24 protein-coding genes and 1 riboswitch are annotated in these 20,307 nt (G+C 56.9%); of the genes, 7 read left to right on the top strand and 17 right to left on the bottom strand.

Features of this window, described 5'->3' with window-relative positions:
• Window positions 1-20 precede the first annotated feature (20 nt).
• Genes ACH518_RS03555 through aroG form a run of 7 tightly spaced genes read right to left on the bottom strand, consistent with a single transcriptional unit; the run spans window position 21 to window position 3,395 of the window.
• Window positions 21-341, bottom strand: coding sequence for a hypothetical protein (locus ACH518_RS03555; protein WP_445371891.1), 321 nt, complete (start codon window positions 339-341; stop codon window positions 21-23).
• 5 nt (window positions 342-346) lie between these two features.
• The gene (locus ACH518_RS03560) at window positions 347-547 is read right to left on the bottom strand and encodes a (2Fe-2S)-binding protein (RefSeq protein ID WP_445371892.1); all 201 of its coding nucleotides are present in this window, start codon (window positions 545-547) and stop codon (window positions 347-349) included.
• Window positions 548-561: 14 nt separating this feature from the next.
• On the bottom strand, window positions 562-774 hold the full coding sequence (locus ACH518_RS03565) for a type II toxin-antitoxin system HicB family antitoxin (RefSeq protein WP_140910751.1): 213 nt from the start codon (window positions 772-774) through the stop codon (window positions 562-564).
• Between the two features lie 4 nt (window positions 775-778).
• Window positions 779-967 (bottom strand): type II toxin-antitoxin system HicA family toxin, encoded by a 189-nt coding sequence (locus ACH518_RS03570; RefSeq protein ID WP_445371893.1) that lies wholly within the window; start codon window positions 965-967, stop codon window positions 779-781.
• A gap of 51 nt (window positions 968-1,018) precedes the next feature.
• Entirely contained in the window at window positions 1,019-1,324 is a 306-nt protein-coding gene (locus ACH518_RS03575; RefSeq protein ID WP_445371894.1) for a hypothetical protein, read from the bottom strand.
• A 9-nt stretch (window positions 1,325-1,333) separates the two neighbouring features.
• A complete protein-coding gene (gene thiS, locus ACH518_RS03580) occupies window positions 1,334-2,311 on the bottom strand; it encodes a sulfur carrier protein ThiS (RefSeq protein WP_256609008.1) in 978 nt (325 codons plus the stop codon).
• Window positions 2,312-2,315: 4 nt separating this feature from the next.
• Window positions 2,316-3,395: a 3-deoxy-7-phosphoheptulonate synthase AroG gene (aroG, locus tag ACH518_RS03585; RefSeq protein WP_140910755.1), complete on the bottom strand. Its 1,080-nt coding sequence runs from the start codon at window positions 3,393-3,395 to the stop codon at window positions 2,316-2,318.
• Window positions 3,396-3,500: 105 nt separating this feature from the next.
• On the opposite strand from aroG, the gene ACH518_RS03590 reads away from it, so the two are divergent.
• Both ACH518_RS03590 and ACH518_RS03595 read left to right on the top strand, forming a co-directional pair.
• On the top strand, window positions 3,501-4,295 hold the full coding sequence (locus tag ACH518_RS03590) for an RMD1 family protein (protein ID WP_445371895.1): 795 nt from the start codon (window positions 3,501-3,503) through the stop codon (window positions 4,293-4,295).
• Window positions 4,296-4,626: 331 nt separating this feature from the next.
• Window positions 4,627-5,316, top strand: a complete 690-nt coding sequence (locus ACH518_RS03595) for a hypothetical protein (protein ID WP_445371896.1) — start codon at window positions 4,627-4,629, stop codon at window positions 5,314-5,316.
• Here ACH518_RS03595 and cobD read toward each other — a convergent pair.
• The 4 genes from cobD to ACH518_RS03615 all read right to left on the bottom strand — a co-directional run bounded on the left by cobD (window position 5,293) and on the right by ACH518_RS03615 (window position 9,731).
• Entirely contained in the window at window positions 5,293-6,309 is a 1,017-nt protein-coding gene (gene cobD / locus ACH518_RS03600; protein WP_445371897.1) for a threonine-phosphate decarboxylase CobD, read from the bottom strand. The two genes, ACH518_RS03595 and cobD, sit on opposite strands and share 24 nt — an antisense overlap.
• The gene (gene cbiB, locus ACH518_RS03605) at window positions 6,302-7,219 is read right to left on the bottom strand and encodes an adenosylcobinamide-phosphate synthase CbiB (protein ID WP_445371898.1); all 918 of its coding nucleotides are present in this window, start codon (window positions 7,217-7,219) and stop codon (window positions 6,302-6,304) included. Before cbiB ends, cobD begins: the two co-directional genes overlap by 8 nt.
• 92 nt (window positions 7,220-7,311) lie before the next feature.
• Entirely contained in the window at window positions 7,312-7,887 is a 576-nt protein-coding gene (locus ACH518_RS03610; RefSeq protein WP_445371899.1) for a hypothetical protein, read from the bottom strand.
• A 20-nt stretch (window positions 7,888-7,907) separates the two neighbouring features.
• Window positions 7,908-9,731: a TonB-dependent receptor domain-containing protein gene (locus tag ACH518_RS03615; protein WP_445371900.1), complete on the bottom strand. Its 1,824-nt coding sequence runs from the start codon at window positions 9,729-9,731 to the stop codon at window positions 7,908-7,910.
• Window positions 9,732-9,850: 119 nt separating this feature from the next.
• Window positions 9,851-10,071: riboswitch (cobalamin riboswitch) on the bottom strand.
• 143 nt (window positions 10,072-10,214) lie between these two features.
• On the opposite strand from ACH518_RS03615, the gene ACH518_RS03620 reads away from it, so the two are divergent.
• The gene (locus ACH518_RS03620; protein ID WP_445371901.1) at window positions 10,215-10,661 is read left to right on the top strand and encodes a GNAT family N-acetyltransferase; all 447 of its coding nucleotides are present in this window, start codon (window positions 10,215-10,217) and stop codon (window positions 10,659-10,661) included.
• 31 nt (window positions 10,662-10,692) lie between these two features.
• Here the strand turns inward: ACH518_RS03620 and ACH518_RS03625 are convergent, their stop codons facing one another.
• From ACH518_RS03625 to ACH518_RS03645, 5 genes are read right to left on the bottom strand one after another with little or no spacing between them, the layout of a single operon-like run.
• A complete protein-coding gene (locus ACH518_RS03625) occupies window positions 10,693-10,938 on the bottom strand; it encodes a YfhL family 4Fe-4S dicluster ferredoxin (RefSeq protein WP_140910763.1) in 246 nt (81 codons plus the stop codon).
• A 2-nt stretch (window positions 10,939-10,940) separates the two neighbouring features.
• The gene (gene coaD, locus ACH518_RS03630) at window positions 10,941-11,426 is read right to left on the bottom strand and encodes a pantetheine-phosphate adenylyltransferase (protein ID WP_140910784.1); all 486 of its coding nucleotides are present in this window, start codon (window positions 11,424-11,426) and stop codon (window positions 10,941-10,943) included.
• Between the two features lie 26 nt (window positions 11,427-11,452).
• Complete coding sequence (gene rsmD / locus ACH518_RS03635) at window positions 11,453-12,037, bottom strand: 16S rRNA (guanine(966)-N(2))-methyltransferase RsmD (RefSeq protein ID WP_445371902.1); 585 nt, start codon at window positions 12,035-12,037, stop codon at window positions 11,453-11,455.
• Window positions 12,037-13,335 (bottom strand): M16 family metallopeptidase, encoded by a 1,299-nt coding sequence (locus ACH518_RS03640; RefSeq protein ID WP_445371903.1) that lies wholly within the window; start codon window positions 13,333-13,335, stop codon window positions 12,037-12,039. The genes rsmD and ACH518_RS03640 overlap by 1 nt, the downstream gene beginning before the upstream one ends.
• On the bottom strand, window positions 13,325-14,695 hold the full coding sequence (locus ACH518_RS03645; RefSeq protein ID WP_445371904.1) for a M16 family metallopeptidase: 1,371 nt from the start codon (window positions 14,693-14,695) through the stop codon (window positions 13,325-13,327). Before ACH518_RS03645 ends, ACH518_RS03640 begins: the two co-directional genes overlap by 11 nt.
• Before the next feature lie 107 nt (window positions 14,696-14,802).
• Between ACH518_RS03645 and cyoE the strand changes: the two genes are divergently transcribed.
• From cyoE to ACH518_RS03660, 3 genes are read left to right on the top strand one after another with little or no spacing between them, the layout of a single operon-like run.
• Window positions 14,803-15,693: a heme o synthase gene (gene cyoE / locus ACH518_RS03650; protein WP_140910767.1), complete on the top strand. Its 891-nt coding sequence runs from the start codon at window positions 14,803-14,805 to the stop codon at window positions 15,691-15,693.
• A complete protein-coding gene (locus ACH518_RS03655; protein WP_445371905.1) occupies window positions 15,690-16,688 on the top strand; it encodes a glycosyl transferase family protein in 999 nt (332 codons plus the stop codon). The genes cyoE and ACH518_RS03655 overlap by 4 nt, the downstream gene beginning before the upstream one ends.
• 39 nt (window positions 16,689-16,727) lie before the next feature.
• Window positions 16,728-17,960, top strand: coding sequence for an NAD(P)/FAD-dependent oxidoreductase (locus ACH518_RS03660; protein ID WP_445371906.1), 1,233 nt, complete (start codon window positions 16,728-16,730; stop codon window positions 17,958-17,960).
• 184 nt (window positions 17,961-18,144) lie between these two features.
• On the opposite strand, the gene ACH518_RS03665 is transcribed toward ACH518_RS03660, so the two are convergent.
• A complete protein-coding gene (locus ACH518_RS03665; RefSeq protein ID WP_445371907.1) occupies window positions 18,145-18,753 on the bottom strand; it encodes a discoidin domain-containing protein in 609 nt (202 codons plus the stop codon).
• Window positions 18,754-19,061: 308 nt separating this feature from the next.
• On the opposite strand from ACH518_RS03665, the gene fabV reads away from it, so the two are divergent.
• Complete coding sequence (gene fabV / locus ACH518_RS03670) at window positions 19,062-20,252, top strand: enoyl-ACP reductase FabV (RefSeq protein ID WP_445371908.1); 1,191 nt, start codon at window positions 19,062-19,064, stop codon at window positions 20,250-20,252.
• Window positions 20,253-20,307 lie beyond the last annotated feature (55 nt).

Below are 20,307 nucleotides of genomic sequence, written 5' to 3' on the forward strand. Positions count from 1 at the left end.
GGGGAAGAAAGAATGGTGGTTTAGCGTTGCAATTGAGCCAAGCGGGCTTGGGCGGCGGCGGCAAATTCGCTGCCGGCGTGTTTGTCGACGATCTGGCGCAGCACGGCGGCACTGTTATGGTCCAGCAACTCGATGGCCCTGAGCCTGACCGAGGCATGATACGCGTTCAACGCGGCCAATTCGGTCAGATAGGGACTGGCGCCGTTCAATAATTTCAGAATCACCCGCTCCGGGTCTTCGGTGAACAGGTCGCGCACCAGCTCACCGTATTGCTCCTGCAAGCGAATCAGTTCCCGGCGATCGAGTTTCTTCGGTTCGGTGGGATCGTCGCAGCAGGCCATCCAAATCAGACCCCTTGGCTATACGCGGCGATCAATTGCTGAAACTCGAACTCGCAGCCGCCGCACCCCGACGCGGCGCCGGTGATGCGGGAGATACGCTCCGGATCGGTAACGCCGTCGTCGAGCAGTTGCTTGATTTGTTGAGCGGTGGTGCCGCTGCAGTAGCAGATTACGTCGTCTATTACGTCGGCTTGATTATCGGACATGGGGCGGGACTTGATCAGGCTGCAACTTCGAGATACTCGACAATACTGGTCGGCAACGGAATCGGTAAACCGTCTTCCCTGAGGCCCTGGATATGGAATGCGATCGCCAAGCGAATTTCACGTTCAACTTCTTCCACACTCTGCCCGGTAGCGACACAGCCCGGTAAATCGGGCACATAGGCCGAGTAGTTCTGCTCGACTTTTTCAACGACAACGGCATAACGCATCGTTTTACTCCTTTAATCCTGCTTGCTTCAGAATGCTGTTTAACGTTCCAGGCGCCAAATCATCGCTTGGTTTTCCCGCGACGGTAACGCGGCCGATTTTACTGGGATGCTTAAACTGGCGATGGCTGCCACGGGTAGCTATCAGAACCCAAGCGTCGACTTGCAATCGGTTCAAAATTTCGCTGACTTTCATCGGACATCTTAGCAACGATTGTCGGCTTACATCCTACCGTGCTTCCTCGGCTCAAAGGTAGGTCGGATTGACACAGCCCAAACCGACAAGCTCGGCCCGAATTTTTGAGGCATATCCTATCTCTTTCAAGGGATCACGCCCGAACCAAGGGGCCTTGGCCGTCACGAGTTTCTTAATCAGTAAAGCGGCCAAGCTCAACAGGAAAACTGCCAGCAGAAACCACCCCAAAGCATTCACCAGCTTCGACGCACTCTGTTCGGAACAGCCCGCTTTCCTTAAAATGAATTTCAGGCATAACCCGACGAACTCGACCAGCGAGATCAATAGATCCAGAATGATCGATACAGCTTCGAACACCAGTCGGCGCTACAAAAACAACCCATCAATCGGCGACGACGCCGAGGCAAAGCGTTTGCGCGGCATGCGGCCGGCCAAGAAGGCTTCGCGGCCGGCTTCGATGCCTTTTTTCATCGCCGAGGCCATCAGCACCGGATTCTTCGCAGCGGCAATTGCGGTATTCATCAACACGCCGTCGCAGCCCAATTCCATCGCAATCGCCGCGTCTGAGGCGGTGCCGACGCCGGCGTCGACCAGAATCGGCACCTTGGCGTTTTCGACGATGGTCAAAATGTTGTATGGGTTGCGGATGCCCAAGCCGGAGCCGATCGGCGCGGCCAGCGGCATCACCGCGACGCAGCCGATTTCTTCCAAGCGTTTGGCGGCGATCGGGTCGTCGTTGGTATACACCATCACGTCGAAACCGTCCTTGACCAGCAATTCGGCGGCGACGTAGGTTTCGGCGACGTCGGGAAACAACGTCAATTGGTCGGCCAACACTTCCAGCTTGACCAGCTTATGCCCGCCCAGCAGTTCCCGCGCCAGACGGCAGGTGCGGACCGCATCGTCGGCGGTGTAGCAGCCGGCGGTATTGGGCAGGATGGTGTATTTGTCCGGCGAAATCACGTCCAGCAAGTTGGGCTCGCCGGGATTCTGGCCGATGTTGGTGCGGCGAATCGCTACGGTGACGATCTCGGCGCCGCTGGCTTCCGTGGCCAGCCGGGTCTCTTCCAGATCTTTGTATTTGCCGGTGCCGACCAGCAAGCGCGAGCGGTATTGTTTACCAGCCAGCGTGAAAAAATCGTCCTGGCCGCCGCCGATGGCTTGGACGATCTCCAGCCTGTCGTCGTTTTGCAGGCGCTGCGTCGCATGCTGGGTGTAAGGCAGGATTTCCTTGTTCAATTCGACCGCGATGCGTTTACCGGCCAAGCCCAGCTCGGCAATCAGATCGGCAACGGTGGCGTTTTCGCCGATTTCCCGGCTGTCGCCGTTTACCAGTATTTTCATGAATTTAAGCCTTGTGAGTATGGGCAGTGCGGCGGCGTTGCACGGCACCGGCCAGATGGTGTAACAATTCTGTGCTGTCCTCCCAGCACAGGCAGGCGTCGGTGATGCTTTGGCCGTAGACCAGCGGTTTGCCCTCTTCGACATCCTGGCGGCCGCCGACCAAGTGGCTTTCCACCATCGCGCCGATGATGCGTTTGTCGCCGCCGCGGATTTGATCGGCCACATCCTGGCCGACCAAGATTTGCCGCTCGTATTTTTTCGAGCTGTTGGCATGGCTGAAGTCGATCATGATATTCGGCCGCAAACCGGCCGCGACCAAACCTTCGGCGACTTGCTCGACGCTGACTTCGTCGTAATTCGGCCGATTGTTGCCGCCGCGCAGAATGATGTGGGCGTCTTCGTTGCCGCGGGTGGAAAAAATCGCCGAGCGGCCTTCCTTGGTCAAGGACAGAAAGTGGTGCGGACTCATCGCCGCGTTAATCGCATCGATCGCAATCTTGATTCCGCCGTCGGTCGCGTTTTTGAAGCCGACCGGGCAGGACAAGCCGGAAGCCAGCTCCCGGTGTACCTGGCTCTCGGTGGTGCGGGCGCCGATCGCACCCCAGGAAATCAGGTCCGACACGTATTGGGGCGTGATCAAATCCAGATACTCGGTCGCCGCCGGCACCCCTAGATTATTGACGTCGAGCAAGACCTGGCGCGCCAGTCGCAATCCTTTATTAATGTTGAAACTGGAGTTCAAATCGGGATCGTTGATCAAGCCTTTCCAACCGACCGTGGTGCGCGGCTTTTCGAAATAGACCCGCATCACGATCACCAAATCGTTTTGCAGCGCATCCATTTCCTGTTTCAAACGCTGTGCATACTCCACCGCGGCCTTGGGATCGTGTATCGAGCAGGGGCCGATGATGACCAGCAGCCTGTCGTCTTCACCGGTCAGAATGTTATGAATTGCCGCCCGCGTTTTCAGGATATTGGCTGCCGCGAATTCCGTCATCGGAATTTCTTCATGAACCTGAATCGGCGCTACCACGTCCTTGGTTTCGCAAATTCTCAAATCATCGGTGTTATAGTTGGTAGACATGACGCTTAGCAATGAGCTTTCGGTAGGTGAATTTAAACGGTTATTTTAACCATTTTGCCGGCAAGATGTTGCAAACTAAGCTCAATCCGACCCGAGACCATCACCATGACAGAAGAAAGAGCCATTAAACGTTGCTTGACGGTTTGTTTGGCGCAATCATTCCGTTTTTCGGCGCTACGGGAAAAACTGCTGGAAACCACCCGCGCCCAATTGTTCCGCAATGCATTGATCATTGATTACAAAACCGGCTATGCGATCGTGTTCGCTTACGGTGTGATGGTGTGCTGGAATCTGAATCTGGACGACCGCCGCAGTTTGCAGGAATTGTTGCTGGATTACGCCATCAAGCCGGACGACGAACCGCAGGAAGACAACTTCAGCTACGAAGTGGGTTGCGAGCAGGACCGGTTCCAGCACGACCATATCGAATTGCAATCGGCGGACGTCAAAGTGCTGCTGGCGTTATCGCATGCGATGGCGCAGTCAATCAAACTTGCGGCCTTCGAGGGTAACGCCATCGACACGATCCGGGCCACCAGCCACTTGCCGCAGTCGTTGGCCAGGGAAGGCACGATCAAACTGAACCGCAAGGCCATGGCCAAAATCCGCGGCAAGTTGTTCTTGACCAAGAGCGACATCATCCTCAACTACGACCTGCTCGATACGCCGGAATTTTTCTGGGAACATCCGGAATACCAAGGCATTTATTCGATGGCTGCGAATTATTTGGAAATCCAGCCGCGCACCGACGTATTGTCAAAAAAGTTGGAGACAATCCACGAGCTGCTGGAGATGCTGGCCGACGAGCAGAAACACCAGCATTCGTCGACCTTGGAGTGGATCATCATTTGGCTGATTGCCGTGGAAATTGTGATGTCGATATTGGATAAGCTGTTTTGACAACCGCTAAATCGGCCAACATCCAATACCGGGAATCGAGCGATTGCCGCCAATTCAGCGAAGGTTCTCTCTCCATGCCATTGATTCCCTCTTCAGCGAATCGTTAACAGATCGGTAATATTTCCGAATCATACTTGACTCCGAATCAATCCAGCCAGAGCCGAATTGAATTCAAACCATTGTTATTCGGGAATTATCGGTTGACGTTGATCTTAGGCTGAAGGGATAATCCAAACTAGCGAACGAGATCGTTCCCGAGTCGCAACGCCCTCTCATTGAAAGAGGATACAGCCTGCAGAGCGAACCCGCCAATCCAACCTAAGGAAAGACTATGAAGACTTTACTCGCTTTTCTCTCTCTCGTGCTTTACTCAGCTAGTCCGCAAGCCGCACTGCAATTTACCTATGGCGGCGATTTTGTCAACTTCATTAACGGTACGTTTTCCGGACAAATGACTTTAAATGCATTTTCGCCGAATTATGTCGACTCCGCACCGGGAGACCTACGGCTGATGTATACCGAAAACACATCGTCGTCGTTGCTCATCAACAGCCAACCCTTTTCGTTGGGCAACCACATTATCACAGCTTATTTTCTCGACGATGAACCTGCAATATCCGAGAGCACCGTTGCGGAACGCGGATTTGCCGGAATTATCCCTTCGATCATCCATGACACGTTGACAATAAGCATGGCGTCATTGGACAACAAATATTCGGGCAACAATTTGATTTCAGGAGCCGAATTTTCGTTAACTGCGTTTTTCGACCGCAACACTTTTAACGCTACTGATTTGGAAAGCCACGATTATCAAGCGTTATTAAAATTACCAGAGCCTAAGTTTTTTGTGTTGGAAATCAATCGGAAATTAGGCACTAATGAGGATTTTCGTGGTGCCGGAATCATCACGAGCTACAACGTTCAATCGATTCCTGTGCAGCCGGTACCCTTGCCCGGAGCAATTTGGTTGATGGGATCCGCATTGGTCTATCTGTACTCAAGGTCGCGCAAAGTCGCGTAATTCTTGACTTTTCGGATCCCTAAGAACCCTAGCCAACTTGTACCAAACCTGCTCATTCCCAGGCAAGCCAAAGCGCAAGCTGGCCGGGGAATCGAACAAACGGGTCAGAATCCCTTGCCTGGCCAGTGCATCGTGCAGCAACGCTGCCTTTTCATTGGCCACCCACTGAAATAAATCGCAGCCGCCGGTCGGCGCGAAACCGGCCGCATCCAGCAACTGTCGCAAGCGCTGGCCTTGCTGCTTCAACTCGATAGAATTGTTCTGTTGCCATTCACGATCCGCCAATGCCGCCGCCGCGACGTAACGGCTGGGATAGCTGATCGACCAAGGCCCCAGCGCTTCGGCCAGCCGCACCAGCAGCTCGGCTTCGGCGATTACAAATCCGCAGCGGATCCCGGCCAAGCCAAAAAATTTACCGATAGAACGCAGCACGATCAGGCCTGGACGTACCGGCAACGCCGCTAAACTGTATTCCGGGATGCTATCCGCAAACGCTTCGTCGACAAGCAACCAGCCGCCGCGCCGACTCAAGCGCCGATGCCAATTCAACAAGCGGTCCGGCTCCCACAAGGTGCCGGTCGGGTTGTTCGGATTGATGACAATCAACACATCCAAATCATCCAGTGCCCGCTCGATCACCTCGGCATGAAACGCCAACTCAATCAATTGATGCCCGGCGTGCTGCCAATTCGCAGCGTGTTCGGCGTAAGCCGGAGCCAATACGCCGACCCGCGACCTGCCGCGTAACAACGGTAGCGTTTGAATCGCCGCCTGCGAACCGGCCACAGCCAATATCGACGAATTTCCGTAGTAGTCTCTCGCCGCCGGCATTAATGCGTCGTCGTCTTCCGGCAAACGTTGCCAACACTCGGTAGGCACTGCCGGCACCGGCCAGCCGTTCGGATTGATGCCGGTCGACAGGTCCAGCCATTCCGCCAACGGAATGCCGTAACGGCTCGCCGCCTGCCGCAAGCGGCCGCCATGCTCAAGCAAATCCGCCTCCCATTGCAATCAATAACAGCCATAAACAAAGCGTTCGGTAAACCAGGCCGCTGGCTCGAGCAATGTCACCATTTTCCGGCAGCTGCTCGCCGCCGAACCAGGGCTTGGGCTTTAACTGGCCGTGGTAGACGGCCGGGCCGCCCAATTGCAGATTCAGCGCCGCGCCGCCCGCTACCATGACCGGGCCGGCATTGGGGCTTTCCAGCCACCCGGCCTGTTCGCGCCAGGCCCTTAACGCCGGAACGGTGCGGCCCAGCAACGCATAGCTGAACGCCGTTAACCGGGCCGGCGCCCAATTCAGAACATCGTCCAAGCGCGCCGCAGCCCAGCCGAAATATCGGTAGCGGCGGTTACGGTAACCCCACATCGCATCCAGAATATTGCAGCAACGGTAGAGCAAGGCGCCAAAAGGGCCGGCGATCACGAACCAGAAAATCGGCGCGAATACCGCGTCGGCGCCATTTTCCAATACCGACTCGATTGCCGCCCGCCTGACCGCGGCTTGGTCCAACCCTGCGGTGTCGCGACTGACCATGTAGCCCACCCGGCAGCGAGCCAGCTCCAGATCGCCCGCCGCCAAGGCCACTCGCACGGCTTCAGCATGCTGTTGCAGGCTGCGCGGAGCAATACAAAAATACAGCAGCGCTATGCCGAACAAAGTTTGCCATTGGTCCGGAAGCAGCAATATCGGCAATGCCGCCGCGCACGGCAATAAAGCCAGCGCCAAGGCGCAAACGCCTGCAAGTTTTTGCCGGGTCGGACTCTGCTCGGGTTTGAGCAGACGCCGCTCGACCGAAGTCGCCCAACGACCGAATGCGGCTAGCGGATGGTAATTATTGTCCGGCTCGCCCAGAACGTAATCCAGGGCGACAGCCAGCAGCACAATCGAGAACAACGCCATTCAATAATGCAAAGACGGGAGCCGCCGCGCCTATCCGGCGTGCGGACTATCGGAGACGGGAGACAGGGCGGACCGCGCCGCCCCGAACGAAATTAAACCGCTTGCTGCGCGGCTTTGCCAGCGAGCAAAGCTTTGCCGGCTTTAACCAAACCGAAGATTACGACACCGTAAATCAAAGTCGACGACAAGTGCGGCAGATAGTACATCGCCGCCCGCTCCAGATATTGGCCGAACGACGGCTCGGGATAACGCCCGGACAGCCAGTAAAAGCTACCGTTCGAAATCAAAAACGCCAGCGTGGCAGCCGCCCATAACGCGGCGAATTGTTGCGTCGCCGACACCGCGGTCAGCGCCGTGAATTTGCGGCACCACCGGCCGCCCAGCCACATCGCCCCGTAGGAACCGACCAAAAAGCCGTAAGCGTTGGAAACGCAAAAATCGCTGACGCCCAATTTGGTAATCGCCAGATAATCGATCAAACCGGCTTCCAACAACAGCAGCGCGAACAAATAACGGCCGCCCAGCCAAAGGCCGGCAAAGAAGAACACTGCCAGCGAGGCGTCGGGCAGCGCAAACGGCGTACCGAAGTGGTGAAACCGGGTCGCGGCCATCAACGCCATCAACGCCACGGCGCCGGGTTTCACGGCCAAAAATCGATTCGAGTTCATAGTGTGCTCCGAAAAAAAGGTCAGTAATTGTAATGGATAGAGAAAAAGAAATTTCTACCGAAATTGTTGTAAGTGTTGACGGTTTGATATTGCTGGTCGAGCATATTATTGAGTTTGGCGCTCAACATCCAATTTTTATCGACATGGTAAGCGGCGCGAAGATCGATCGTCATGAAAGCGCCCAGGCGGACGGTATTGGCCGTATTGTCAAAGCGCTCGCCCTGCGCCAGCACCGCAGCACCAACGTCGAACGCAGCGAAACTGCGCGATATGTCGTAAGACAGCGTCTGCGTGGCCCGCCGCGGTAACCGCAAATTATTGGCCCGATCTTTCGGCGTCAGCAGATTCATGCTCAGCTTGTTGCGCCATCCGAATAGCTCGCCGGAGATTTCCGCTTCGATACCATCGATTTGGGCCTTACCGATGTTCTTGGCCGTTAACGGCCGGCCGCTAAACACGATCAAATTATCAATATTGCTGTGGTAAGCGCGAATTTCCCATTGCCCCCATGCGTGATTCCCGGCGAAGCCGCCTTCGAAATTGGTCGACTGCTCCGCCTGCAGATTGGGATTGCCGAAGCCGGGAAAATACAGCTGGTTGAAGGTCGGCGCCTTGAATCCGTTGCCGAAGCTGGCGAAAGCGCTCAAGCCGTGATCCCAATTGAAGCGCCAGCCGAAATTGCCGGTCAGACTGCTGCCGAAGGCTTGGTTTTCGTCCCAGCGTAACGTGGCATTGGTGAAATGCCGCTCGAACCAACGGCTATGCAATTCGACAAAACCGCCGACATCGTAGCGCGAGTTTTCCGCATAACGCGTCGTGCTTTGGACTTCGTCCAGCCGGTAATCTGCCCCCAAGGTCAGTTGCTGGTCTTTATGCAGATTGAGCTGGTTCAGCCAGCTTGCATTCCAACGGGTGGTATCGAAGTTACTGGCAAACACTCCGCTATGGCTAAAATTGTCCGAATCATCCACGCTTTGTCCTACACGCAACGTCGACCGCCAGACATCGTTGAAATCCTTGCTGGCTGTGGCCCCAACCGTTTGGTTGATGAACATCGTGCTGCTGAGTGTAGAGTTATCGATTTCGGTCTCGCCCTCCGCACGTAAAAAAAACGCCTCGACCTCGGCACCGTTATCGAAGCGGTAACCGGCCCTGGCATTTAAGCCGGTGTTATTGTAACCGTCGCGATCAGGATTGAAGCCTTCCCTTAAGGAGACGCCGCTTCGCGCGTTGATACCTTGACTGCCAAATTGAGAGGCGCCGAGACTATACCAAGCATTCCCCAGCTTTCCGTTGATTGCTGCAGAACCTTTATAACTGTCGTAAGAACCGCCGCCGGCTTCCAGCGCGATATTCGGCCGCTCGCTATTGCCGCCTTTTCGGGTAAAAATCTGAATCACGCCGCCGATGGCTTCCGAGCCATACAAACTGGATTGCGGCCCGCGGATGATCTCGACCCGTTCGATCTGATCCACCGGAATAAATTGGAACGGCGTGGTACCCGTTGTCACCGAACCGACCTTGATCCCGTCGACCAACACCAGTACGTGATCGGAATTGGTACCGCGCATGAACACGTTAGTGTCCTTGCCGTAACCGCCGCTCTGCACCATGTCGATGCCGGCCGAGCCTTTCAGTAGCTCCGGCAAAGTTCTGACCTGCAAGCGTTCGATATCTTGCCGGGTGTAAATGGTCGTTGCGGTCGCCAGTTCGGTTTGGTTGCTTTCCGACCGCGTCGCCGTCACCACGGTCTCGGCTAAATTGGCGGCTTGGTCGTCGGCGAAGCCGGGTACAAACGCGCTAATGCCGGCCAGTGGCAAAGCCATGATTATTTTTTTTTGCATAATGTCCTCTGCGCCCACCGCGCATCCGGGTAAAAAACGACAGAGGAGATATCGGCGAGAGAATAGGCGGAGAACGGGCTAGGCACAGGCTCTGACCATTCCGTAACAGCCCTCCGCTGTCTCGAATGATCCTCCGGGCCAGTCTCCGGGCTTATAAGCGGCTTGAAGGCCTGAACCGCGCACCTTCCCATGCAAAACGCACAGTGGCAAAAACGCGGCTCTTTACTTATCTACCGTTGCGGGGGCAGCGTCGGCATGGGCAAAACGAAATTTGCCGCACCGACTTCCTGTTTAAGTTTGGCCGAGATTCGGCGCCAACACCTGAAAGAAGGTCGGGGATTGTAGATGATAGGGATTGGGCAGGCAAGGCAAACCGCCGAAACGGCGCCGACCGCACCGCAATCAGCCAACAGTACCGTCGCCCGACGCTACTGTATTAGACTCGACAAGACTATGGGGTTAAGTTAAGCAGGAGATCAGAGCATGCAAATCGTTACCGCCACCGAGGCCGATATTCCGGCAATGTGCCGCCTGTTGGCGCAATTGTTCGAACAGGAAGCCGAATTTGTCGCGGACGAAACGCTACAACGCCGCGGCTTGAGTCAAATCATTGCCCAACCGGCACTGGGGCGGATTTTGGTGGCGCGGCGCGACGGCGAAATTCTGGGGATGGTCAATTTGCTGTTCAGCGTATCGACGGCTCTGGGTTCGCCCGTGGCCTGGCTGGAAGATATGGTGGTGGATAGAAACCGGCGCGGCGGCGCAATCGGCTCTGCGCTACTGCAACATGCGGTGGCATTCGCCAAACAGCAGGGTTGCCGGCGAATTACCTTGCTGACCGACGCCGATAACAGCGCCGGACAACGTTTTTACCGCCGCCACGGCTTCGAGTTATCGCCAATGCGGCCAATGCGACTGCTATTGCCATAGAACATCGCAGGCCACGCCGACCACATAAAGATCACGCCGTCAGTTTCAAATACTTGCGGTACAACGAGTCTTTGTCTTCGGCGTGGTCCGGATCCTTGTCGATGCAGTCCACCGGACAAACTTCCATGCATTGCGGCTTGTCGTGGTGACCGATGCACTCGGTGCATAAAGACGGGTTGATCACGTAAATCTCTTCACCCTGGGAAATCGCGCCGTTCGGGCATTCCGGCTCGCAGACATCGCAATTGATACAGTCGTCGCTGATGATGAGTGCCATAGTTACTCCTCGGAAAATTTTTCGGTTAAACGTTGCTTGACCAAGTCGGGCACGAAACTGGAAACGTCGCCATGCAATTGGGCAATTTCGCGAATCATGCTCGACGAAATGAATTCGTATTGTTCGGCCGGGGTCAGAAACACGGTCTCAATGTCCGGGCACAAACGGCGATTCATGCCGGCCAATTGGAATTCGTATTCGAAATCCGATACCGCCCGCAAACCGCGGATGATCACGCTGGCCTGGTGCTGGCGGGCGCAATCCACCAGCAGCGTGTCGAAGCCGATCACACTGACGTTGCTGAATTCGGTGACCACCTCCCGAATCAGATCGACCCGCTCGTCCAACGAAAACAACGGCTGTTTGCCCCGGCTGACCGCGACCGCGACGATCACCCGCGGGTAAAGCCTCGAGGCGCGGTGGATCAAATCCAGATGCCCGTTGGTAATCGGATCGAAGGTACCGGGATAGATCGCAGTAATATTCATTGGCTTGGCCAGCGGCAAAAAGGCGCTCATTCTAAACCATTAGCCGAGCCAAAGGCAGCGGCTTGCCGCTGCAGCAGCCGGTAGCACACTTCGCCGGCCACCTTTTCCTTCAATAAGCGCCAGTTTGCCGGCAAATCCGGGGCTTGCCAGTTTTTTTCGCTTTCCAGATAAATTTTGGCGTAAGCGCCGAGCCAGCCGCCGCTTTCCAGCAAGCAGCAAGCGGATTGCAACAAACCTTGGCCGAACGGCGGGTCTAGAAACACCAAGTCAAATTGCTGCGCCGATCCGGCTAGATAGCGGGCCGCATCCTGCTGCACCACCTGAACCCGGTCCGTCGCCAGGCGGGCGATATTTTCCCGCAAGCGTTTGCAATTGCCGGCATTATCCTCGACCTGCACCACCGCCTTGGCGCCACGCGAGGCGGCTTCGAACCCTAACGCGCCGCTGCCGGCAAACAAATCCAGGCAGCGGCTGCCGTAGACATCGGCCTGCAGCCAATTGAACAAGGTCTCCCGCACCCGCGCCGGCGTCGGCCGCAAACCGGGGGCATCGTCGAATACGATTTGCCGGCTCCGCCATTCGCCGCCGATGATGCGGATTTGATTTGCCATCAGGACTTCTGGCCGACCGTGACGGTTTGCAGCAATTCCGGTTTGACCCGACGCTTGAAGGCATCCTTGATCTGCTCGATCGTGACCGCTTCCACGTTAGTTTGGAAGGTATCCAGATAGTCCAAAGGCTGCTGGTAAAAGCCGATCATCGCCACGTAGTCGCTCAACTTGCTGTTGGTATCGAAACGCATCGCAAAACCGCCGGTGATGTTCCGTTTTGCCGCAGTCAACTCCTGCTCGGTCGGACCTTGTGCCAGAAAATCGGCAAAGGTTTTGCGCAACACGCCGAGTGCTTGCTCGGTCTGGTCGTTACGGGTCTGCAAGCTCATCATGAACGGCCCTTGCCGGTACAACGGCGCAAACACACTATACGCGCCGTAGGCCAGACCGCGCTTTTCCCGAACTTCCTCGAACAAGCGCGAAACCATGCTGCCGCCGCCGAGAATATGGTTGCCGACATACAAGGCAAAATAATCCGGGTCCTTGCGGTAAGTGCCGGGCAAACCGACCAGCACGTGGGTTTGAGTGGACGGGAACTCGATATGCTGAGTGCTGGCCTGGCTCGGCATCGTCACCGGCGGAATTTCTGCCGGTTTGCTGCCGACCGGCAATTTAGCCAGCACTTGGTTGGCAGTTTGTTCGGCCTGTTCCCGGCTGACGTCGCCGACGATGACGACGATGGCGTTGGCGGCGACGTAATAGGTTTGATAGAACGTTTTCAGATCGTCGGCGCTAAAGCCGGCGACGGTCTGGACGATGCCGGTCTCGGGGTGGGCGTAGGGATGTTCGCCGTACAATGCTTTGCCGAAGGCGATACTTGCCAGTTCACCGGGCGATTCTTCCCGGTGCTTCAAGCCGGCCAGAGTGCGAGCCTTCTCGCGCTGGAAATCGTCCTCGCGAAAAGCCGGCCGGCTCAACACGGTTTCGAAGGTGGCCAAGGCCTTTTCAAGCAACGGTTTCTCGGTCAGGGAGCGGATCGATAGCCAGGCCATATCCTCGCTGACGCCAGCCGAATATTGGGCACCGACCGACTCGAAACGTTGGGCGATATCGTCGGCGCTCCAATCGCCGGCGCCGCTGTCCAGCAAGGCGGATGTCAAAGCCGAGACGCCGAACTGGCTGCCGTCGCGGGCGCTGCCGGCATCGAACACGACCCGCACGTCGACCATCGGTAAGCCGGCGGTACGCACATAGTAAACCCGGCTGCCTTGCGCGGTCTGCCAATGTTCGATCTTGGCCGCCGGCCAGGCCAATTGGCTGAATGCCAGCAACAATAAGCCGATTAAATTAAAACGCATGATGAACTCCTGTCAGTTTTTTCGGTTTCGCGGCTTCGGTGATCGGTTGCGGGTCGAGATAGGCGACGGTCAGGGTGTCTTCGATCAGATACTTCCGCGCCACCTCGCGCACTTGCTCCGCCGTCACCTGATTGAGTTTGGCGACGTATTCGTCGGCGCGTTGCCAGCCCAAACCAACCGTTTCCAGCGTACCCAGTTGCATGGCCTGGTAGAAGTTGGAGTCCTTCTGGTAAACCGAGCTGGCCAGCACCTGCGCTTTGATCCGCTGCAATTCGTCCTTGTCGATCAGCTCGTTTTTCAACTGGTACACCTCGTCGAGCAAGGCGTATTCGAGGTCGAACACGGTTTTGCCCTCGGCAGGCGTGCCTTCCAACAAAAACAACTCGGGCAAACGCGACGTCAGATCGTAACCGGCACCAGCGGACACCGCGATTTGCTTGCCGCGAATCAGCCGCGCCGGCAGGCGGGCACTGTCGCCGCCGTCCAGCACACCGGCCAATACTTCCAGGGCATAAGCCTCCCATTCCGGCTTGGCGCTATTCAACACCGGCACTTTGTAACCCATCATCAGGTACGGCAATTTGGCCGGCGCTTTGACCGTAATGCGGCGCACGCCACGCTGCTCGGATTCGGCTTGCGGCTTCACCGGCTTGATCGTACTGGGTTGCAATGGCGCAAAATACTGTTCGGCCAGTTTTTCGACCTGCTTGGCGTCGACGTCGCCGACCACGACCAGGGTGGCGTTATTCGGCGCATACCATTTTTGATACCAGGCTTGCAGGTCTTCGATCTGGTAGTTAGCGATATCGGACGGCCAGCCGATCACCGGGTTCTGGTACGGGCTGTTGGTAAAGGCCGTGGCCATGAATTGCTCGTGGACTTTGGCGCGCGGTTGGTCGTCGGTGCGCATCCGCCGCTCCTCGGTCACCACTTCCAATTCTTTCTTCAATTCCTCGGCTTTCAGATTCAGATTGCGCATCCGGTCGCTTTCCAGCTTGAAGCTGATCTCCAGCCGCGATTTTTCCAGAGTTTGGAAATAAGCCGTGTAATCCTGGCCGGTGAAGGCGTTTTCGCTGCCGCCGTTCTCGGCGATGATGCGGGAGAACTCGCCGGCCGGATATTTTTCGGTGCCTTTGAACATCATGTGTTCCAGCATGTGCGAGATGCCGGTGATGCCGCCCGGCTCGTAGCTGGAACCGACTTTGTACCAGACCTGGGATACCACCACCGGCGAGCGGTGGTCTTCCTTCACCAGCAGTTTCAAGCCGTTAGCGAAAACATGTTCGTACACCTTACTGTCCTCGGCGTGCGCCAGCACAACCGGACAAAGCAGCGCCAGCGCTGCAAGCCTGTGTTTCATAAATCCCTCGTTGACTAAAAGATGGTGAGCGCCTGTGATTGTTTTAATAATCATTGGTTCACTGTTATTCTATATGTTTGAACGCGTTCCAATCTATTTGCTACTCGATGCCAGACACCACTGCCTCGCTTTCCTGGAAAGACTACTACGAGCTCTGCAAGCCCAGAGTGGTTGCGTTGATCGTGTTTACCGCCATCGTCGGTATGCTGTTGGCCGTCCCCGGCATGCCGCCGTTAGCCAATTTTCTGTACGGCACGGTCGGCATCGGCCTGGCCGCGTCGTCGGCTGCGGCGATCAACCATTTTCTGGACCAAAAAGCCGACGCCGAAATGGCGCGCACCAAAAACCGGCCGCTGCCGACCGGGCATTTGCAACCCCGGCAAGTGCTGGTGTTTGCCAGCGTGATCGGCTTCATCGCGATGGCGATTCTAACCATCAAGATCAACTTGCTGACCGCGTTCCTGACCTTTCTGTCTTTGATCGGCTACGCCTTGATCTACACGGTTTACCTGAAGCGGGCGACGCCGCAAAACATCGTCATCGGCGGCGCGGCCGGCGCAGCACCGCCGGTATTGGGCTGGGCCGCGATCACCGGCGAAGTGCATCCGCACGCCTTGCTGCTGTTCCTGATCATCTTCGTCTGGACCCCGCCGCATTTCTGGGCGCTGGCGATTGCCAAACGCGACGAATACGCCAAGGTATCGATTCCGATGCTGCCGGTCACCCACGGCGTCGAATTTACCCGCCTGCAAATTTTGCTTTATACCATTCTGCTGCTGATTTCGACGCTGTTGCCTTACCTGACCGGCATGAGCGGCCTGATTTATCTGGCCACCGCCTTGTTGCTGGGCCTGGGCTTCATCTACTACGCGATTCAGATGATGCGCAAAAAAGACAATAAAACCGCGATGCGCACCTTCGGTTACTCCATCATCTATTTGATGTTGATCTTCGCCGCCTTGCTAATCGACCATTACTTCCCGCTGTCCATCTCATGACGCTGATCACCGAAGAACATCCGTTCGCCGAATTCATCAAAATTCTCGGCAAGGGCAAAAAAGGCGCCCGGCCGCTGACGCAGGACGAAGCCTACCGGGCGATGAAAATGATCCTGGCCGACGGCCAGGTCGAGCCGATTCAGCTCGGCGCGTTCTTGATGCTGATGCGGGTCAAAGAAGAAACCTGCGAGGAATTGGCCGGTTTCGTTGCGGCGGCGCGGGAAAGCTTCGCCTTCGACAACAAAGTGGCGGTGGACCTGGACTGGTCATCTTATGCCGGCAAACGCCGACACCTGCCGTGGTTTTTGCTGTCCACCTTGCTGCTGGCCGAAAACGGCGTCAAAGTGTTCATGCACGGTGCCGGCGGCCATACTCAAGGCCGGCTCTATACCGAAAACGTGCTGCGGGCGCTGGGCATCGACGCCGCCCAGTCGATCGCCGAAGCCGGCCAACAAATCGAACGCACCAACTTCAGCTACCTGTCGCTCGAGTACATCTGCCCGAAACTGTACGACATGATCAATCTGCGGCCGGTCATGGGCCTACGCTCGCCGGTACATACTTTGGTCAGATTATTGAATCCGTTCGATGCCACCGCCAGCATTCAAGGCATTTTCCATCCCAGCTACCGCCAAGTGCATCAGAGAGCGGCACAGTTATTAAATCAACAGCACATGGCGGTGTTGAAAGGCGAAGGCGGCGAAACCGAACGCAACCCGGACGTCGAGTGTCTGGTGCAAAGCGTGCACGGCGGCGAACTCAGCGACGAAACCTGGCCGGCGTTGTTCGAACGCCGCCACATGAAAGCCGAATCGCTGGAGCCGCAGCTATTGGCCCAAGTCTGGCGCGGCGAACTGGATGACGAATTCGGTCAGGCCACCGTGATCGGCACCGCCGCCATCGCCTTGAAATTATTGAGCAAGGCCGACGATCAAGCGCAGGCCGAAGCCCTGGCCGCCCAATTCTGGGCCGCGCGCGACCGCAACCGGTTTTAAGCCCCCACCCTGCGCCCCACGCGCAATCCGCAACTGAACATGTTAGACGGCCCTAGCACAAGCGTCGCCATCGTCGGTGCCGGCCCTGCCGGCCTGATGGCGGCCGAGGTGTTAAGTCAGGCCGGTATCAAGGTCAGCGTCTATGACGCGATGCCGTCGGCCGGACGCAAATTCCTGATGGCCGGCAAAGGCGGCATGAACATCACCCACGCCGAAGCCTTCGACGCCTTTGTGACCCGCTACCCCGCGCGCCGCGCCGAATTGGAACCGATACTCAAAGCCTTTACCCCGGACGATTTACGGGCCTGGATCAACCAGCTTGGTATCGATACCTTCGTCGGCAGTTCCGGCCGCGTGTTTCCGACCGAAATGAAAGCCGCGCCGTTGCTGCGCGCCTGGCTGCATCGGCTGCGAAGCGATGGCGTGCAATTCAAAATGCGCCACCGCTGGCTGGGCTGGGCGGACGGCGGGTTACGCTTCGCCACGCCGGACGGCGCACGTCTGATCCAGGCCGACGCAACCGTCTTGGCACTGGGCGGCGGTAGTTGGCCGCAACTGGGCGCGACCGGGGCCTGGACTGAAATTCTGGCCGAACGCGGCATCGGCTTGTCGCCGCTCCGCCCGGCCAACTGCGGCTTTGAAACCCGCTGGAGCGAGGTATTCCGCCAACGCTGCGCCGGCCAACCGCTCAAATCGGTGGTCGCGAGTTTTCGCAACGAAAGCGGCGAAATTTTCAGTCAGCAAGGCGAACTGACCGTTGCCGACTACGGCCTGGAAGGCGGCTTGATCTACGCCCTGTCGGCGCCGCTACGCGACGCAATCGCCTCTGCCGGTTCGGCGACGCTGTGGCTGGATTTATTGCCGGACCGCAGTCCGGAAAACATCGTCGAACGCCTGGCAAAACCGCGCGGCAAGGACAGCCTGAGCAACCACCTGCGCAAACGGCTCGGCATCGACGGCGTTAAAACCCTGCTGCTTCGCGAACTATTAACCGTCGACGAAATGAATGACTCGGCGCAACTGGCCGCCGCGCTCAAAGCCCTGCCCATTCAATTGCACAGCCCACGCCCGATCGCAGAAGCCATCAGCAGCGCCGGCGGCGTCGAATTCACCGAACTGGATCAAAACCTGATGCTGCGCAAACTGCCCGGCGTATTCTGCGCCGGCGAAATGCTGGATTGGGAAGCGCCGACCGGGGGGTATTTGTTGACGGCTTGTTTGGCTAGCGGGCGGATGGCTGGTATTGGCTTAGCCGAATGGTTGCAGGCGTGACCGGAAGATATTGTTCACCGACCTGGTGTTAAGCGACTTAAAGCAGCCGATAGCCAATGCCAAAATTCTTGTCACTCCCCGGTTTCTGCGACCGGGCATTGATATAGTAAAAAACCTTCCTTACAGGTTAACCACGGACAAGGCCCGCCGCCTAGCCTTGTCCGTGGTTCGAACGGCTTATGCTTTAGACCTTGGCCGAACCAAACAAGCGACGTCTCACGGTATAGAGCAAACCGGATAACATCAGCAGCGATGCGGGAGGCAGTGGAACTTGGGAGACCGGTTCGACCCAGTCGACTCTTGGCTTCCGGTCGCCTAGCGCGGTCCAACTGCTACCGCCATACGCAACTATCTGTAAATACCGTCCGGAGGCGGCAGCGAACTCAATCTCGTGGGTTTCAAAATGCGGTCCGAACCCTGACGTACCTATCCAGTCCGAGAACGTCGCTACCGGGGTTAAACTGTTGTAACTATTGCCTATGGCTGAATTTGACAGGTAAACCCAGTATTGCGCATTAGTGGCAGGCGCAACGGCGGCAGTGATCACCACTTTCGACAGGGTTTGACTGACCCCCATATCCGCCTGGATCCAGTGCTTGCCGTAGGTTCCTGCATTCCAAACTCCTCCATTGAACGCTGCCTGTGCCGAAGTGCCGGGATAGGTTAAATCGGCACTGTACTGGCCGCTAGCCAAATCGGCAGCAAACGGCGAAATGATAGGCGCTGCGTTGACATCGACAGCAAGCGTTAATCCTAATGCTGCCAGCATCAATGAAAGGTTTTTATTGGGCATCAAATACTCCTCAAGATATTTCGGATTGAAAGGTAACGGTTTATGGCCGGTATTTTTCTAAAAACACAAAGGCTGGAGTATTGTCCCGAAGTCCAGCCCGCGTGGTTTGTTTTAGTCGAGCGAAGTCGTACCGGCGCTAATTTCGTTCCGCCGATTACGCTGCACCGATCGGGGCTATCAACCAGCCAATCCTACCCCTACACTTTCAATCCCTACCTGCCGAATCCCGGCCCGGTTTGTTATCATGGGCGGCAAACGTGTTCCGGCACCGGGCGCGGGAAAACAACAATTAAAACTTGAGGAGCACCATGATCATCAAACCTCGCGTACGCGGCTTTATGTGCGTCACCACCCATCCGGCCGGCTGCGCCGCCAACGTCAAACAGCAAATCGATTACGTCAAAGCCAAAGGCGCGGTCGCGGGCGGCCCGAAAAACGTGCTGGTGCTGGGCGCATCGACCGGCTACGGTCTGGCCTCGCGCATCGTTTCTGCGTTCGGTTCCGGCGCGAACACGCTGGGCGTATTCTTCGAAAAAGAAGGCACGGCCGACAAACCCGGCAGTGCCGGCTGGTACAACTCGGCGGCGTTCCACCAATTCGCAGCAGCCGAGGGCTTGTATGCGAAAAGCATCAACGGCGACGCCTTTTCCGACGAAATCAAACAACGCGTGATCAATGCCATCAAACAAGACATGGGCCAGGTCGATCTAGTGGTTTACAGCCTGGCCGCGCCGCGCCGTACCCATCCCAAAACCGGCGAGGTGCATAACTCGACCTTGAAACCGATCGGCAAGGATTTGGTACAAATCGGCGTCGATACCGACAAGGAAATCATCAAGGAATTCACCTTGACTGCGGCAACCCAGGAAGAAATCGACAACACCGTCGCAGTGATGGGCGGCGAAGACTGGCAGATGTGGATCGATGCGCTGGCCGCAGCCGGCGTGCTGGCCGACGGCGCCAAAACCACCGCCTTTACCTATCTGGGCGAAAAAGTCACCTGGGACATTTACTGGGACGGCACTATCGGCGCGGCGAAAAAAGACCTGGATAAACGCGTGATCGACATCCGCGCCAAATTGGCCGCCATCGGCGGCGATGCCCGCGTCTCGGTATTGAAAGCGGTGGTGACTCAGGCCAGCGCGGCGATTCCGGTGATGCCGTTGTATCTGGCGCTATTGTTCAAAGTGATGAAGGCGCAAGGCACGCACGAAGGCTGCATCGAACAAGTCGACGGCCTGTTCCGCGACAGCCTGTACAACGAGGCGCCGATTCTGGACAGCGAAGGCCGCCTGCGCGCCGATTTGAAGGAACTCGATCCGAAAGTGCAGGACGAGGTCAGCCAACTGTGGCCGCAAGTCACCAGCGAAAACCTGAACCAACTTAGCGACTTCGCCGGCTACAAGCACGAGTTCCTGAAGTTGTTCGGTTTCGAAGTCGAAGGCGTGGATTACGACGCCGACGTGAACCCGGAAATGCCAATCGAGAACATGGGCTAATCACGCAGGCCGGAATCAGTTCGCCCGGCGCCAGCCAGGGCGGACCTTTCCGGCA

It is taken from the genome of Methylomonas sp. HW2-6 (genome assembly GCF_052474525.1).